Source organism: Streptomyces sp. NPDC006207, from assembly GCF_040613835.1.
GTDB lineage: Bacteria > Actinomycetota > Actinomycetes > Streptomycetales > Streptomycetaceae > Actinacidiphila.
Genome location: NZ_JBEXSX010000113.1, coordinates 1 through 15,217, shown reverse-complemented (window position 1 = coordinate 15,217; position 15,217 = coordinate 1). Strand labels below are relative to the sequence as shown.

Here is a 15,217-nt window from a genome sequence, read left to right as displayed (position 1 = left end):
CCTGGCCGCCGGACGGGCCGCGTCGTACATCACGATGAGCCGCAGGTCATGACGCTGTTCATAGGCCGGCCCGCTCAGCGTGGTGACGTCGAACAACTGCCGGTCCACCCGGCCGCTCTGTACGAGGTCCCGGGCGTCATCAGGCATGGCGTAGGTGTGGCCGTCACGGGTCTCCACCCGGATGGGTATGTCCTCGCGGCCCTTGGCGGGACGCGCGGCGACGATCTCGCCCTTCGCGTTCACCGCGATCCGGTCACCGGTGATCAGTGGAATCCACCGGTGCACGCCGGTCCCGGCCGCAGCCCCCTTGACCTCGGGGCCCGTTCCGAAGGCCGAGGCCGAGAACGGCGTGGCCGACGATGCCGTGCCGGTGGGCGCGGAGAGTGCCACGGACACCGACGGGGTAGCGGCGACCAGCAGCAAGCTGATTCCCAAGACCGTGCCGATCGCAGGTCTCTTGGACGTGAATTTCACGGTTTCCTCTCGTTCATTCACCCCGCGCCAACACGTGAGTTTCACGGCGGACTTGGGGTGCGCCGCACAGCGAAGCACCAGCGTCGAGAGGGTGTCAATGGGTTGATCTTGGATGGCGAGCCGGTAAACCGGTCACCAACTGGTGGATTTCGCCCGGCATTAGCGCACTTTTCGCCCCCAATGCATCCGCTGTCCGGCAAGACAGGCACAGACGGCGTGCCACCTGCCGTGATGCATGCAGCGAGACACTGGGAGCCGGTCACCCGCGCACGAGGGTCGGCAGCGCTCTCCCCGTCCTCGTAAGGAATCTGTCCGGAATTCGGAATTTCCCGCCCGCCCCATTCGGTTCGGCCGGATTCGACAGGTCGCAATCCGCTGAGGGTGCGGACCTGGCCATAGAAGGCCTAACGGTGCCAGCGGCCGTCACCGGCAAAGGGACCCGGCCGATCGGGTCAGGATCCTCGACCCTCGACGTGGGTCCAGCGTGGCCAGCCAGGCGGCAGGTGCGGTGGTCGCGTCGCAGTAGCGGAAGCCGTGCCTTAGGAACAGTTCACCGTTGCCTGTGGTCGCGGTGAACACGGGCTGCGTTCCGGTGCGGGAGAGCACGGCCCGCAACAGGCCCGAACCGATGCCACGGCCCTGGCTACCGGGTGCGACGCAGAAGTTGTAGAGGACCGCGGCGGCGCAACCGGCTCCCGCAGGACCTGCCTGCCGAAGGCTGCGGTACGCGGGCGATCGCTCCTGGTAGCGGTGCACCGCGACACAGCCTTCAACCTCCCCTGCCTCGTTCTCGGCGACGAGGAAGTCGCCCGCATGACGGGCATAGTGACCGAGCGGGCGCTCTCGCAGCGCGCCGCCGGGGACGAACGCCGAGGACAGCTGATGCAGAGCCCAGGTGTCCGCAAGTGTGGCGGTCCGCACCGCGCCCGGACGGCCGAGGCGGCCGGTGACCTCGGGCGCAGCCGTGGTCAATGCCGTCTCGCTCTCATGACGTTGGGGCAACGCGGAGGGTTCGCGAACTCCGCGAGGAGATCGCCCTCCGGCGCGCATGTCGGGCACCTTGCCGCAGGCAGTGATCGATCCGTTCACCGGTGATCGGCGCGGCACCGACGGGAACCGCCACGGGCCAGGGCCACGAGGTGTGCGAGCCGTTGACCGATGTCGGCTGCGCTGCGGGCCGGAAAGTGCAAGGCAACCCGGACGTCCTGGTACCCGCGGGCGTACTCGCACCGCAGGGTGAGCCCGTGGCGGTCCAGTGCGATCGGGCGCAGATCGACGACGTCTTGCAGGACGTTCCGGTTGACGAGCCTGCCGAGTTGGGCCATCACATCGCTGTGGTCCCGGTCGAGATGGGTGAGCAGCGCCGTCTCTTCGATGGCCAACGGGTCGGTCCGCGCGGCAGCCAGTTCGTCGAGGTCGACGCCGACGGTCGTCCCGTCCCGTTCGATGGCGGCGCGGGCCAGATCGAGGCGGAGAACAAGCACCTCGGGCGCATCCTGGATCTCGGCTGGAGTGAGGAAGCCGGCAAGGGACACGCGGGCCCGGACCCGGTCGCGGACCGCCGTCGGGGCAAGGTCGGTGAACTCGACCAGAATCGCGAGAATGCCACGCGGAGTGAACGCGGCTTCGTCGACAAGCAGGCTGTCCGAGGGGACGTGCAGTCGTAGCGTTCCACTGCTGTCGACCGTGTGCATCGAGATCAGGTCGTAGCAGTTGCCATCGGTCGTGAGACTCAGGGAGTCGGAACGTGCCAGGACCGAACGGATCCGCTCCGCGTTGGTGGGGTAGGCCGCCGGGACGAATGTAATGGCCATCAACGCGCTCCTTAGGTTAGCCTCACCTAAGTTAACATCCCGGCTGGTGCGCGGCCCGCGGCTGTTCGCCTGGGACATCGGCTGGGGGGGAGGACGTCCCCTCCCAGGTTCGCAGCCCGGCCCCTTCGGCGACTGCTTCTGGGTCCACATCGTGGGGCCCTCATCGACGGCATGATCGGGGTCCGGGTCCACATCGGCTGACGTCCCGCACATCCGTACACGCATGGCCAAGGTCCCGGAAGTCGGCTGCACGCGCCCGGCTCAGGGGTAGAGGCCGGCCCGGAAGGCGAACGAGACGAGCTGCGCCCGATCACGTGCGCCGACCTTCGTCATGGCCCGCACCGCATGCGTCTTCACGGTGAACGGCGACACGGACATCTGGGCCGCGATCTCGTCGTTGGCGAGGCCGCTGGCAACGAGAACGACCACGTCCCGCTCCCTGGGTGTCAGAGCGCCGAAGCGCCGCAGCAGCTCCTGGTCGATCACCGGGGGCGGTCTGTCGGTCATGTGACCGATGAGCGCCGCCGTCGCGGCGGCCGACAGCGCACCGCCACCGCCGACGACCTCGGTGATCCCGGCGACGAGTTCAGCGGGGCTCACGGTCTTGCTCAGGAAACCGTTGGCGCCCGCGCGCAGGGCGGCGAGGACGATGTCGTCCTGGTCGAAAGTGGTCAGCACGATCACCCGCGTCTTTTCGGGCGGATGCTCCGCGCGGATCCGGCGGGTCGCTTCGACACCGTCGATGCCGGGCATCCGGATGTCCATCAGGACCAGGTCGACGGGGTGCTCCCGGAGGAAGGGGACGACCTGGAGTCCATCGGAGAGATCACCCACGACGACGAGACTCGGGTCGAGCCGAAGCATCGCCCGGATCCCGGCCCTGATGTCGTCCTGGTCGTCGACGATCAGAATCCGGCTCATCGGACGACGGCTCCCAGAGGGCTGAACTCCGCGTGGACCCGGAATCGCCCGTCGTGACTGTCGATCGTCAGCCGCCCGCTGGAGGACTCCACACGTTCGCGCATCCCCACGAGTCCGAGTCCGCTACCCGAGTCGGAGCCGCGGGGTGAGCGACCGACGCGGTTCTCCACCGTGACGCAGATCCTGCCGTCGCACTCGCGCACATCCACCGTCGCCGTCCCCTCTCCGTGCCGGTAGGCATTCGTGAGTGCTTCCTGAACGACCCGGTAGACCGTCACGCCGACGCTGGGCTCCACGAAGCCGACGGGGATGTCGATGGAGGGCCGGATGTCGAGGCCGATGCTCTCGAAAGAGGCGATGAGTCCTTCCAGGCCGCTGAGCGCCGGGGTCGGCCGCAGCGCCTCGTCGTCGGAGATGTCGTCCCCGAGGCGGAGGAGCGCGAGGATGCGCTGCGTTTCGACGACGACGGTGCGGGCGCTGGACCTGGCTGAGACGAGGGCCTGCCGGGAGGACTCGGCGTCTTCGGGCAGCCCGATTTCCGCTGCACCGAGGTGCAGGCTCAGCATCGCGACCTGGTGGCCGATGACGTCGTTGAGGTCCCGGGCGATGCGGAGTCGTTCCTCGGTCACTCGTCGGGTGGCTTCGATCTCGCGGGTGGCGATGGCGCTTTCGGCCCGTTCCTCCAGGGTCCACCAGTGGTCCCGGTGGATGCGGAGCGCGGCCCCTGTCGCACCTCCCGCCACAGCCGAGAAGACGGCGGCCGCTCCCACGACAGCGCCGCCACGGAATCCTCCGACCGTCATGAACGCCCCGAGGAAGAACGCCGCCACGATGCCGGTTCCGGCCAGTGGCTGCTTTCCCCTGAGGGTGACCGAGAACAGGACGAGCACCGCCATCATCCACACCGACAGGGGGTCGTTTCCCACCGCTGTCACGGCGAAGGACGCCGCGCTCGTCACGACCAGCCCCGCCCACGGCTGCCACCACGAGAGGGTGACACCGATGCCGGCGAGGAGCACGGACAGGGCCGTCGGCCAGTCCGAACCTCTCAGGATCACTGCCACGATCTGACCGGTGAACACCAGCGCGGCCAGTGCATAGGCGACTCGGTGCAGCACCTCGGGGCGGCGGACCCACAGCGGTGCCGCGAGCCCGTCCTGACTGTTCTGCGCCATGACCATGAGCCGATTCTCGTTCACGTATGCGGCGGTCGTGTACTTCGAATGAAGTAGACCGCGCAGCTGCTTGGGTCGATCGGGACGGCAGAGCACATGCCGTCGAAGCGGATGGCAGAACTACTTCGTTCGAAGTACACGGCGCCTCCCGAGGCCCCTGAGACTCGTCAGCGAGGCGACCGTCTCACACCGTCACGATCACCACGGGACACCTGATGACTCAGACCACCGTAACCTCGACCACTTCGACCACGGCGACGACGACGCCTTCCGGGCTCCGATCGCTCCACCTGATCCGAGTCGTTTTCTCCCTGATCTGGGTGGCACTCGTCTTCACGACCTCCGCCTCGCTCGTGTCCGCGGACAGGCCCACGGTGATCGCGGCCGTGCTGCTCGTCGTCTACCCCTTGTGGGACGCCGTCGCCACGCTCCTCGAGCGTCGCCTGGCCGGCACCGGCTCCACGAACCGTGTCGGTACCGTCAACCTGGGTCTCGGCCTGGCCACCACCGCGGGAATGATCACCGCCGTGTTCTCCACCGTCGGGACAGCCCTTCTCGTGTTCGGCGTCTGGGCCCTGCTTTCCGGTGCCATCCAGCTCGTCGTGGCGATCCGACGCCGGCGCACCGTCGGCGCCCAGTGGCCCATGGTCATCAGCGGTGCACAGTCCGTACTCGCCGGCGCCACCATCGCCGCCTCGTCCGCTTCGGCGACGAGCAGCCTGTCCACCGTCGCCGGGTACTCGGCCTTCGGTGCCTTCTGGTTCCTCGTCTCCGTCATCGCCCTCAGCATCCGCAGCCGACGCAAGAAGCGTTGACCACCGCCGTAGCAGCCCGCCACCACCTCTCCCCCGGCATTCAGCTGAACAACAGAATCGCGTGTCCAGGCCGAAGGATCGCTCGCTCGGGCCGTCGTCCCGCAACATGGCCAGGTTGTGATTCGCACCAGGTTCCTGGTGGGCCGATCACTCCGGGTAGAGCGCCGCGATCCGGGGCAGTCGGGCGGCGACCTCCTTGTGGTCGCCGAAGTCGAAGTTCCAGGCGGGGTCGAGGTCAGGGTAGTTGATGGTGAAGGCATCGCCTGGGAGTTCTGTACCGGTTGCGTTCTCATAGGCGTTCCAGCCGATGCTCAGGGTTCGCTCGCCCTCAAGGTCGGTGCCTACGGCTGCTGCTGCCTGGACAGCTGGTACGTCAGCGAGGCGGTCGGCATCCGCTGTGATCTGTTCGAATACCGTGCGGCCTTGGGCGATCAACCATCCACGAAAGTAGTCGAAGCCGTCGTCGGAGCATCCGCCGTTGATGAGGTAGGCAGCAGCCCAGAGAGGGGCTTGATAGGAGGCGGCCATGAGATTCCAGAGCATCTGCTGTACGGCGATGATCTGTTGAGGGTCATGGGCGGCCAGCAGCGTCGTAGCGTGGCTTGCGATGTCGTCGACATCCGCAGAGTCGCCGGCTCTGCCCCGAGCTTGGTCAATGAGGTGCCAGAACTGTTCGATGTCCATGGCGGCACAGCATGGCACCCAGGGCAGACAACGAGCCGGGACTCGGGGTGCCTCATGTCGTCTGGGAGGGCATTGACTGGGCCCCCTGGGCGTCGGTGACGTCGCATGTCATGGCGAGGTGAGGGTCCGGGTCCGGACCCGGGTCCGGACCCGCAGAAGCGTGAACGATGCGCGGCCACCCATTGCTCGTTGAGGGCTGCGGGTGAGTCCGGCGGTGACGGCGTTGCTGCGCAGCCTGTATGTCGGCGCCGAGCCGGTCGGCCGCGGTCGCGGAACCGTAAGCGCAGGCGCGCTGGCCGCGGGTGTCGGAGCGGCTGGGCCGTCGGGGTGCGTGACCCTGGCACCGCCGCAGCTCCGCGAAGGTGTCGGCGAGCGGTCCCTCAGGCCGCCAGGACGTTCCGGACTCTGGCGAGCTTGTGCTGGGTGACCTGGTGGTGGACCGTAGTCGACAGAGCCACGGGATCAGTCGCCTTGGCCCGCAAGCCCTCCAACCACGCCGCTGTCCCCGGCCAGTTGAGAGGGAGCCTGAATTTCGACCACAGGCCTGCCAGCTCACCGGCGAGTGCCAGGCCGCCCTGGAGGAGGTCCGCCAGGCCGGCCGCCGCCGCGATGAGGACGCTGTCCTCCACCTCCAGCACGGCCGGCGGGAGTCCCTTGTCGTGGCTCGCGGAAGCGGCCGAGAGGTAGGCCCTGACGACCTGCTCCAGCGACGGAGGTTCCTCGCTCAGGGACAGAAGGCTCTGCTCGCGGAGGGCATCGACAGCTGCCGGATACTCGCCGTCGTGGTTCCCGAAGAGCACTCGCTCCGGCTGCCCCGAGGCTCCTTCCAGTCGCTGCCCCAACATCAAGGAGATCACCGGAAAGTCCCGCGTCAGCGCGTGAACATGCGCCGTCGGTATGTACGCGTTGCCGGACGTCGTACGGTCGAGACAGACACCCTGGACAACCGGGCCGATGCGACGGAGCAGGTGCAGCGGCTTCCAGGCGTCGAACCCAGGAAGCGCGGCGGCCCAGTCCGCTGTGACCCGTCGAGGTGTGGGGGCGCCTGGTTTCGTCATGAATTCACCACGATGGCCAGTCTGGCACCCGGAACCTTGAGACGGGCCATAGGGGTTGTGTCCCTTCGGGTGGTCAGGCCGGCGCCCCCGGCAAGCGTTGGGATGCGGTCAGCGGCGACCACGTCGCCGGGCTCGGCGCAGAGCCGAGTGCCGAGGCGGGTGGCGGCTGGACGGCGCAGCCGCGTGGAGCAAGCCCGAGGATGTTGGGGCCGAGTCGGCTATCGACGCTGCGGAGCGTGCAGAGCCGCAGTCTTGCGGCTCAAGCGGCCGAAGGCGAGAAACAGGCATGACCGCCAGAACTGGCTCGGCATCGAAGGCAGCCCCTTTATTTCATTCTTGCAGGCGATCGTTCACGGAGACTGACGGATACACCCCGACGTCAAGATATCCCACATATTCCCCCAGCTCGAACCTCACCACTAGATGCGTTTCCCAAAAGTTCTCTTCAATCGTGATCCGACTGGCGCCTTCTCGATAGATTCGGAGAATCTCTTGGTTATCGCGCAACCAGCGGACCATGAAGGACCTGACTGTGACATCGAAGGAGAATTTGAGGGTCTCATGCCTGTTAACCCAGACTTCGAAGGCCTCCACGCCCTCGTCACCCTCCACCGACACCGGGGCAACGCCAAACGCCTCAAGAAAATGTGTAGCATCCGGTACGTAGAACAGGCTGCTTCCACTGCCAGCCGGGTGGGGCGACGCCTGGTCCCGTGGTTGGGCCTTGTTTGGGTTTTCCAATTCCAGTCCCACATTCATCATGATGGTTGCCAGTTCACATCTGGTGTCTTTTTCCGACCAGCAGGTCCCGATCAGCCTGCCTCCACGGGGCCCGGCCAGCAGGGATCCCCGTTTCACTCCTAGGAATTCATCTTTCCGCATCTGCGTACAACGTCCTGAGCACGCCACCAAAGCGCTTGACCAGCTTCCCATGCATGGCTGAATGCAGAATCGAATCACCCTATGCCCTGACCTGGCGGCGTTGTGAGGGTTGGAGGTTACTCGACCGAAGCGGTAGTCCCACTTCCGGGCTGGATTACTGTCCGCCGAACGCTCCTGAAGTTGAACGTGTGATGTCCGTCGACCACGTGTGATCAGATGCCGTCCTGGCCCCGGCTGCGGCTCGGCCCATGACTACGCCGTCCACCTCGAACCCAACGTCCAGGTTCTCAACACCCCTGACGGGTCAACAGCCCCGGTCGTAGATCGCCCGCAGCCACGGTTCCCTGACGGCGGGCATCCGCGCGAGCGTGTACCGGAACGCCTCCGTCGACGGCTGGAACGGGTACCACGCGTGCGGCGGCAGCGGGTCGTCCCGCTCCACCCCTGCCGGCAGTCCGCCGACCACCGGCAGCCGGGTCCGGTGTGGAGGGAAGGCGAGCTCGGCCCAGAGCGCGGCATCCATAGGTACCGGCACCGCCCCGGCAAGCGGCTGCCACATGTCTCCGGTCTGCGGATGTACCGGCACCAGCACCAGGTCAGCGGCCGGCTCACCGAACCCCGGTCCCGCCAGGTCCAGCCGCTGCGCACCTTCCCCGGCGGGCAGCAGCGCGCCGAGTGCCCGACCGAGGAGCTCAGCGACCGGCCCGGGCGCCACCTCGACCGGTGCGCCCCCGGCGGCCACCACCACCTGGGCGAGGGCCACGCCCGCGGGGATGTCCCGGTACTTGCTCAGCCGGTGCCACAGCGCGCCGGTGGCCAGCAGCTCCGCCCAATCCATGACCGGCCGCTCCGCCGGGGCGGGCAGCCGCACCACTGCCTGCGGGACGAGCCGGACGAGCTGCCAGCACCCGCAGTCGTCCATCCTCGTTCCGACCGGCAGACCGCAGCCCAGACAGGCAAGGTTCGGCCCGTCCCTCCCGTCGATGCCCATGCAGTAGCCCCCGGCCCGCTCGAGGATCAGCCTGGTGCCGCGCATGTCGCCGGGCGCGAGCAGGACAGTGCCCGACGGTCCGTCGGACAGCGCACCGAAGGGCGCGAAGCGCCCCCGCTCCGCCGCCTCGCGCCCCCCGACCTCGTCCCACTGCCGCCATGGCGGCCCGTACGGCGCAGGGTCGACGGCGTAGGACCCGGCCCCCAGCAGTGGCGGGTGCAGCTTCTCCCAGTGGGTGTCGGCCAGGTGGATCGGCAACGCCACCTGCGACACCGCCGCCGTCAGGACCGCACCGCAGCCCGCACACCCGAAGACCGCCAAGCTGTCCCCTCCCGCCGCCGAAACCCCTGCATCCCACCAAGCAGGCAGACCAGGGAGCAACGGGTTTTCAGACGGCGCTGAACGCCCCGCCGACAGGCAGAGCGGGCCTCGACGTCCCAGTCGCGGCCTCAGGAAGCCGGAAGCCGCGCGGAACTGTGCCGCTGAACGTGATTCGATCCGCCGGTCAGCCGCCGGCTCTGGCTCGGCTTCTGTGATGCGTGTGCGTCGAGCGACGACTGTGAGTCGTTGGGAGGCTTGGTATGTTGCCCGACAACGAAGAGTGGCCGGGTGTCGGGCCGACAGTTCGGGGTCCTGGGATCGTGATGCGAAGTCGTTGCCCTTCTCTTGAGGCGCCTGCTGTGATCAGAATGCCGCTATGACGACGATCTCCATCGGTGCTGAAGAGGTTGGCGCCGCTATCGACGCCCGAAGCCGCCGAGGAGTGTTCCTGATCGCCATCGATGGCATGGGTGGCTCCGGCAAGTCGACCTTGGCGACAACCCTGGCGGAGCTGCGCGGCGCTGCGGTGGTTCACGGTGACGACTTCTACCGCCCCATGGACCCGGAGGAGCGCGCCGGGCTGGATCCCGAAGAGGGCTACCACCGCTACTTCGACTGGCAGCGGCTGCGCGAGGAAGTGCTTGTCCCGCTCGCAGCCGGCCGTGACGCCACCTACCGGCGCTACGACTGGGCGACCGGTGATCTGGCCCCGGACGAAAGCCATGGCGTCTCCGCCTGCGGCATCGTCATCGCGGAGGGCGTGTACACCGCCCGGCCCGAACTCGCCGACTACTACGACCTCCTTGTGTACGTCGACACCCCGCGGGAGGAATCCATGCGCCGCCTGCGAGAGCGCGGTGACGACCACGGCCCGATCGACTGGGAGTCCCGTTGGCGCCTGGCCGAGGAGCACTACCTGGCCCTGACCCGTCCCCGGGAAAGGGCCCACCTCGTGGTCTCCGGGCACTGACCTGCCGCTGGCCGTCCTCCGTCGTCTCAGGCTCGGCATGATGCGAGGTGGGTGCTCAGCGCCCTGTCCGGATAACCCAGCGTCACCGATCACAGAACCTGAGCCAGAACCCGAGTTCCGACCGCAGATGCGCACGACTCCAGCAGGCGTCCCACCCGAGCTGTGGTCGATGGTCACGAGAACGAGTACACCCGGTGGACCCTCCCGCCGACCGGCTGTAAAAGAGCGTCGGCCAGGCCGCGAGCCGGCCATCGGTGCCCCCGCTACGATGCGCCCATGCCTGAGCAGTTGTTCGACCGCACGAGCCGCGGTTGCACGTTTGAGGATCTGGACTCCCGGTTGCGTACGGCGATTCTGGCCGTCGCCGAGACCGAACTGCTTGGTGATGCCGCGTCGACCGCGGTCGCCGGCGTGGAGACCCGCAGTGTGCCCCGGCGCCGTCCCGGCGTCTTCGCGCGCTTGCTCGGGGGCGACCCACAGCGCGCAAGGCTGACTGCGGCCGTGTTGCTGCCGCGGCATCTCTTGGTCGCGGTCGCCGATACGTACACAGGGAAGACCACAGCACACTCCGGGCGGCTGGCTGACATGACCGTCACAGAGGTCGATCAGCGACTGGCCGTTGACCCCGGGGTATCGGTCTTCACCCGCTGGTCCAACCGGTCCGAGGCCGAGTCGATGCACGTCGCGCTGGGCGATGACCCCGCCGGCGCCTCGTTCAAGGACATGCTGCGCCACGCCGTCCAGGCGGCACGGCGCGGCTGAGCGGCCTGCAGCAGCTGGCAGGGGGCACCGTGGGTGCTTCCCAAAGCATCGCGGCGCGCTGCAGAGGCGCACAGCAGGGTGCCGGCTGCTCCGTCGTCCGCCTTCGGCAGCGGCAGGACCGAGCCGGTTGTTCTTCGGCTTGGACGGCTCATAGGCGGGCAGTGCCTGGGCGCAGCGTTCGTAGGTGAGGGCTCCTGTTCGGCGGAGATCTGCCCGCCGCGGTCGCTGCTCCTCATTCCGTCCGATGGGGCTTGGGGCATGGACTCCTGCCGTGGTGCCGCAGTGGTACGGAGTACGGGTCACCGGCCGGCAAGGCATGTCGGCAGCGGGAGCCGCCGATCGCGATCATGGGAAGGGCCGGAGACCGGGACGTGTTGTTATGCTGGTGGCTGACATAGGACGGCAATGAGGAGTCAGACGTGGTGGGTGACGACGACATCTCCGGGTGAGATCCGGATCTGACGGCCACCGGCCGGCGCTCAAGAGCGCTGCCGAGGTGGTCCGTTTCGTCGTACCTCCTTCTCCCACGTCTGCCCAGGGCAGAGGTCTACGCTCTGCCCTTGTACCTCCGAGGTCATTTTCATGTCCGACGCCGCTGTCGTCTGCTCGAACGTCTCCTTCGCCTGGCCCGACGACACCCCCGTCTTCCACGAGCTGTCCTTCTCCGTGACCCCGGGCCGTACGGGCCTGGTGGCGCCCAACGGCTCCGGCAAGAGCACCCTGCTCAAGCTGATCGCCGGTGAGCTGAAGCCCGCCACGGGCTCGGTGTCGGTGCACGGTACGCTCGGCTACCTCCCGCAGACCCTGCCCCTGACCAGCGACCTCACCGTCGCCGAGGTGCTCGGCGTCGCCGCGGTGATCCGCGCCCTGGACGCTGTGGAGTCCGGGGACGTCGACGAGAAGCACTTCGCCACCATCGGTGACGACTGGGACATCGAGGAGCGCACCCGCTCCCAGCTCGACCGGCTGGGCCTGGCCGACCTCACCTTGGACCGCAGCCTGAGCACGCTCAGCGGAGGCCAGGTGGTCTCCCTCGGGCTCGCCGCACAGTTGCTCAAGCGTCCCGACGTCCTCCTGCTCGACGAGCCGACCAACAACCTCGACCTCCAGGCCCGGCACAAGCTCTACGACGTGCTGTCGGAGTTCAATGGCTGTCTGCTCCTGGTCAGCCACGACCGCGCGCTGCTGGACCGCATGGAGCGCATCGCCGAACTCGGCAGCGGCGAACTGCGCCTGTACGGCGGTACTTTCACCGAGTACGAGGAGACCGTCCGTGCCGAGCAGGAGGTCGCCGAGAAGAACGTCCGCAACGCCGAGCAGGAACTGAAGCGGGAGAAGCGGGAACTTCAGCAGGCCCGCGAGCGCGCCGAGCGCCGGGCGAGCAACGCCGCCAAGAACCTGAAGAACGCCGGGCTGCCCAAGATCTTCGCCGGCAACATGAAGCGCGGCGCGCAGGAGGCCGCGGGCAGGTCCGGCACGATGCACGCCTCCCGGGTCAGCGATGCCAAGGCTCGCCTCGACGAGGCCGGGCGGGCCCTGCGCGAGGAGCAACGGCTCACGCTGGAGCTGCCCGACACCCAAGTGCCCGCCGGCCGGAACCTGTTCCTCGGCGAGGGCATGCAGGTCCGCCTGGGCGACCAGGAGGTATTCGCGGCGGGCGGCGTTGACCTGAGCGTCCGGGGCCCCGAGCGCATCGCGCTGACCGGGCCCAACGGCGCCGGAAAGACCACGTTGATGCGGCTGGTCACCGGTGGTCTCGCCCCGGACAGCGGGGAGATCAAGCGCAACGACGGGAGGATCGCCTACCTGTCGCAACGTCTGGATCTGCTGGACCTGGACCGCACTGTGGCGGAGAACTTCGCCGCGTTCGCGCCCGAGCGGCCCGAGGCGGAGCGGATGAACCTGCTCGCACGGTTCCTCTTCCGGGGCGCGCGGGCCCATCTGCCGGTGGGTGTGCTCTCCGGCGGCGAGCGGCTGCGCGCCACCCTGGCCTGCGTGCTGTGCGCGGAGCCGGCCCCGCACCTGCTGCTGCTCGACGAGCCCACCAACAACCTCGACCTGGTCAGCGCGGGCCAGCTGGAGAGCGCGCTCAACTCCTACCAGGGTGCCTTCATGGTGGTCAGCCATGACGAGCGGTTCCTCGCCGAGATCGGGATCAACCGCTGGCTGCGGCTGGCCGACGGGGTGCTGAAGGAGACGGGGGCACCGGCGGTGTGAGCCGCCGACGTGTGACGTGGTCCGCGTCCGAGGCCGTGCGCCCGGCGGACCGAGAACCGATCACGCCAGGACGGTATCCCCCGTGCCCCAGCCCGCTCTGCTCGCCCACGACCTCGTCCGTGACCTCGGCGGACGTCGCGTCCTCGACGGCGTCTGCCTCACCGCCTCCCCCGGTCACCGCATCGGCCTGATCGGGGAGAACGGCGTCGGCAAGTCCACCCTGCTGCGGCTGCTCGCAGGGGTGGACGAACCCGACGCGGGAAGCGTCTCCCGCCCCCGCGACGTCGGTTTCCTCCAGCAGGAGATGCCGTTCGACGCGGACTCCACCCTCGGCGCCGTACTGGACGAGGCGCTGCGCGAGGCCCGTGAGGACCTCGCCGAATTGGACCGGCTCGGCGAGGAGCTGGCCCGCGTCCCCGAGGACGACCCCGGCCACCGGGAACTCCTCGCCACCTACGGCAGACGTCTCGAACAGGCCCAGGACCGGGAGTCCTGGGACGCCGACCGCCGCGCCGCGCTGGTCCTGGACGGCCTCGGTCTGGGCGCCCTCGGCCACGACCGGAGCCTTCGCTCGCTCTCCGGCGGGCAGCGCGGCCGGCTGGCCCTGGCCGCGCTGCTGGTCCGGCGGCCCTCCGCGCTGCTCCTTGACGAACCGACCAACCACCTCGACGACGACGCCGCCGCTTTCCTCGAGGCGCAGGTGCGGTCCCTGCCCGGAACCGTGGTGGTCGCCAGCCACGACCGGGCGTTCCTCGACGCCGTCTGCACCGACCTGATCGACCTCGACCCGGCACTCAACGGACCCGTCCGCTACGGCGGCAACTACAGCGCCTACCTCTCTGCGAAGCACGCGGAGCGGCAGCGCTGGGAGCGGCGGTACGCCGAGGAGCAGGAGGAACTGGAAGAACTGCGCGAGTCGGTGGGTGTGACCGCACACCGGGTCGCCCCGGACCGCGGCCGCGTCGACAACGAAAAGATGGGCTACGGCCATCGGGCCGGCCGGGTACAGCACTCCGTCTCCCGCCGGGTGCGCAACGCCACCCGGCGGCTGGAGGAGCTGGAGCGCACCCAGGTCGCCGAGCCACCGCGCCCCCTGCGCTTCGCCGCCGGGGACCTGGCCAGGGGGGCCGAGGAGAGCGCGGAGCCGCTGGTGAGGCTACGCGACGTGCGGGTGCCGGGCCGGCTGGCACTGGACTGCCTGGAGGTGGCGGCGACCGACCGGCTGCTGGTCACCGGCGGCAACGGGGCCGGCAAGTCGACGCTGCTCGCCGTCCTCGCCGGACAGCTCCCGGCCGAGGGCGAGGTGCGCAAGCGGCGCCACGTGACGGTGGGGCTGCTCACCCAGGACACCGTCTTCGAACGGCCCGCGCGCACCGTCCGCGACACCTATGAAGTGGCGGTGGGCCAAGCCCGGTCAGTGAAGGTGCCGCTCGGCTCGCTCGGCCTGATGCACGCGGCCGACCTGGACAGACCGGTCGGGGAACTGTCGGTGGGACAGCGCCGGCGGCTGGCCCTGGCACTGTTGGTGGCCCGCCCGCCCCACCTGCTGCTGCTCGACGAGCCCACGAACCACCTCTCCCCCCGCCTGTGTGACGAACTGGAGGAGGCACTCGGCACCGGACCTGGCGCCATCGTGGTCGCCAGCCACGACCGCTGGCTGCGCCGGCGGTGGCAGGCCCGGGAAGTTCGACTGTCCCCTGGGCTCGACCGGCGGACGAGCGACATCAAGACTCGCTGACATCAATCACCGATCCCGCAGGCGGTTACTCGCGAGGAGGCAAGTTGGGCTGGAGTACCGAGTACTCCAGCCGGACTGCGTGACCTCCCTCGTTACGAGGCGATGGGGGGCGTCCTCGGCGCTCGTCTGCGCCGAGGCCACGCTACTCACGTGGTCGCGGGAGCTCTGGCAGCGAGGAAAGCTGCAGCGCCGACGCCACCAAGCCGGCGCCCGTTGGCACGACCACCGCCATCGCTGCGCACCCGTCGCACAACCAACCGCCAGATCATGACGTCCAGCCGACGTACTAGGACTGTTCCCCCGCAGCGTGGTCGGGGCGGACGGCGATGTGGTCGGGTTCGAGTTCGAGCATGACGCGGTTGCGGATGTCGAGGGCGTGGGTGTAGTCGCGGGGG

General features: G+C 68.7%; 13 protein-coding genes and 1 pseudogene. 5 read left to right on the top strand and 9 right to left on the bottom strand.

What is annotated here, in order from left to right:
- From ABZ312_RS43835 to ABZ312_RS43815, 5 genes and pseudogenes are all read right to left on the bottom strand, one after another.
- Positions 1 to 435, bottom strand: a pseudogene (locus ABZ312_RS43835) (peptidase S8); the annotation flags it as partial.
- Between the two features lie 462 nt (positions 436 to 897).
- Complete coding sequence (locus ABZ312_RS43830; protein ID WP_500440101.1) at positions 898 to 1,563, bottom strand: GNAT family N-acetyltransferase; 666 nt, start codon at positions 1,561 to 1,563, stop codon at positions 898 to 900.
- Entirely contained in the window at positions 1,560 to 2,288 is a 729-nt protein-coding gene (locus ABZ312_RS43825) for a DUF2470 domain-containing protein (RefSeq protein ID WP_500440100.1), read from the bottom strand. Before ABZ312_RS43825 ends, ABZ312_RS43830 begins: the two co-directional genes overlap by 4 nt.
- Before the next feature lie 261 nt (positions 2,289 to 2,549).
- Positions 2,550 to 3,209: a response regulator transcription factor gene (locus ABZ312_RS43820; RefSeq protein ID WP_500331980.1), complete on the bottom strand. Its 660-nt coding sequence runs from the start codon at positions 3,207 to 3,209 to the stop codon at positions 2,550 to 2,552.
- The gene (locus ABZ312_RS43815; RefSeq protein ID WP_500440099.1) at positions 3,206 to 4,384 is read right to left on the bottom strand and encodes a sensor histidine kinase; all 1,179 of its coding nucleotides are present in this window, start codon (positions 4,382 to 4,384) and stop codon (positions 3,206 to 3,208) included. The genes ABZ312_RS43820 and ABZ312_RS43815 overlap by 4 nt, the downstream gene beginning before the upstream one ends.
- Before the next feature lie 320 nt (positions 4,385 to 4,704).
- Here ABZ312_RS43815 and ABZ312_RS43810 point away from each other — a divergent pair, with 320 nt between their 5' ends.
- A complete protein-coding gene (locus tag ABZ312_RS43810) occupies positions 4,705 to 5,199 on the top strand; it encodes a DUF308 domain-containing protein (RefSeq protein WP_500440098.1) in 495 nt (164 codons plus the stop codon).
- 147 nt (positions 5,200 to 5,346) lie between these two features.
- Here ABZ312_RS43810 and ABZ312_RS43805 read toward each other — a convergent pair whose 3' ends face one another.
- The 4 genes from ABZ312_RS43805 to ABZ312_RS43790 form a co-directional block, all read right to left on the bottom strand.
- Positions 5,347 to 5,883, bottom strand: coding sequence for a DUF4240 domain-containing protein (locus ABZ312_RS43805; RefSeq protein WP_500440097.1), 537 nt, complete (start codon positions 5,881 to 5,883; stop codon positions 5,347 to 5,349).
- A 380-nt stretch (positions 5,884 to 6,263) separates the two neighbouring features.
- On the bottom strand, positions 6,264 to 6,941 hold the full coding sequence (locus tag ABZ312_RS43800) for a hypothetical protein (RefSeq protein ID WP_500331984.1): 678 nt from the start codon (positions 6,939 to 6,941) through the stop codon (positions 6,264 to 6,266).
- Between the two features lie 330 nt (positions 6,942 to 7,271).
- Entirely contained in the window at positions 7,272 to 7,694 is a 423-nt protein-coding gene (locus ABZ312_RS43795; protein ID WP_500440096.1) for a hypothetical protein, read from the bottom strand.
- Between the two features lie 433 nt (positions 7,695 to 8,127).
- Positions 8,128 to 9,135 carry a hypothetical protein gene (locus tag ABZ312_RS43790; protein ID WP_500440095.1) on the bottom strand — a complete coding sequence of 336 codons (1,008 nt, stop codon included), beginning with the start codon at positions 9,133 to 9,135 and terminating at the stop codon, positions 8,128 to 8,130.
- A 376-nt stretch (positions 9,136 to 9,511) separates the two neighbouring features.
- Between ABZ312_RS43790 and ABZ312_RS43785 the strand changes: the two genes are divergently transcribed.
- The 4 genes from ABZ312_RS43785 (at position 9,512) to ABZ312_RS43770 (ending at position 14,822) form a co-directional block, all read left to right on the top strand.
- Positions 9,512 to 10,105 (top strand): uridine kinase family protein, encoded by a 594-nt coding sequence (locus tag ABZ312_RS43785; RefSeq protein WP_500331987.1) that lies wholly within the window; start codon positions 9,512 to 9,514, stop codon positions 10,103 to 10,105.
- A gap of 276 nt (positions 10,106 to 10,381) precedes the next feature.
- Entirely contained in the window at positions 10,382 to 10,867 is a 486-nt protein-coding gene (locus ABZ312_RS43780) for a hypothetical protein (protein WP_500331988.1), read from the top strand.
- 582 nt (positions 10,868 to 11,449) lie between these two features.
- On the top strand, positions 11,450 to 13,084 hold the full coding sequence (gene abc-f, locus ABZ312_RS43775) for a ribosomal protection-like ABC-F family protein (RefSeq protein ID WP_500331989.1): 1,635 nt from the start codon (positions 11,450 to 11,452) through the stop codon (positions 13,082 to 13,084).
- 82 nt (positions 13,085 to 13,166) lie between these two features.
- On the top strand, positions 13,167 to 14,822 hold the full coding sequence (locus tag ABZ312_RS43770; RefSeq protein WP_500440094.1) for an ABC-F family ATP-binding cassette domain-containing protein: 1,656 nt from the start codon (positions 13,167 to 13,169) through the stop codon (positions 14,820 to 14,822).
- Positions 14,823 to 15,217 lie beyond the last annotated feature (395 nt).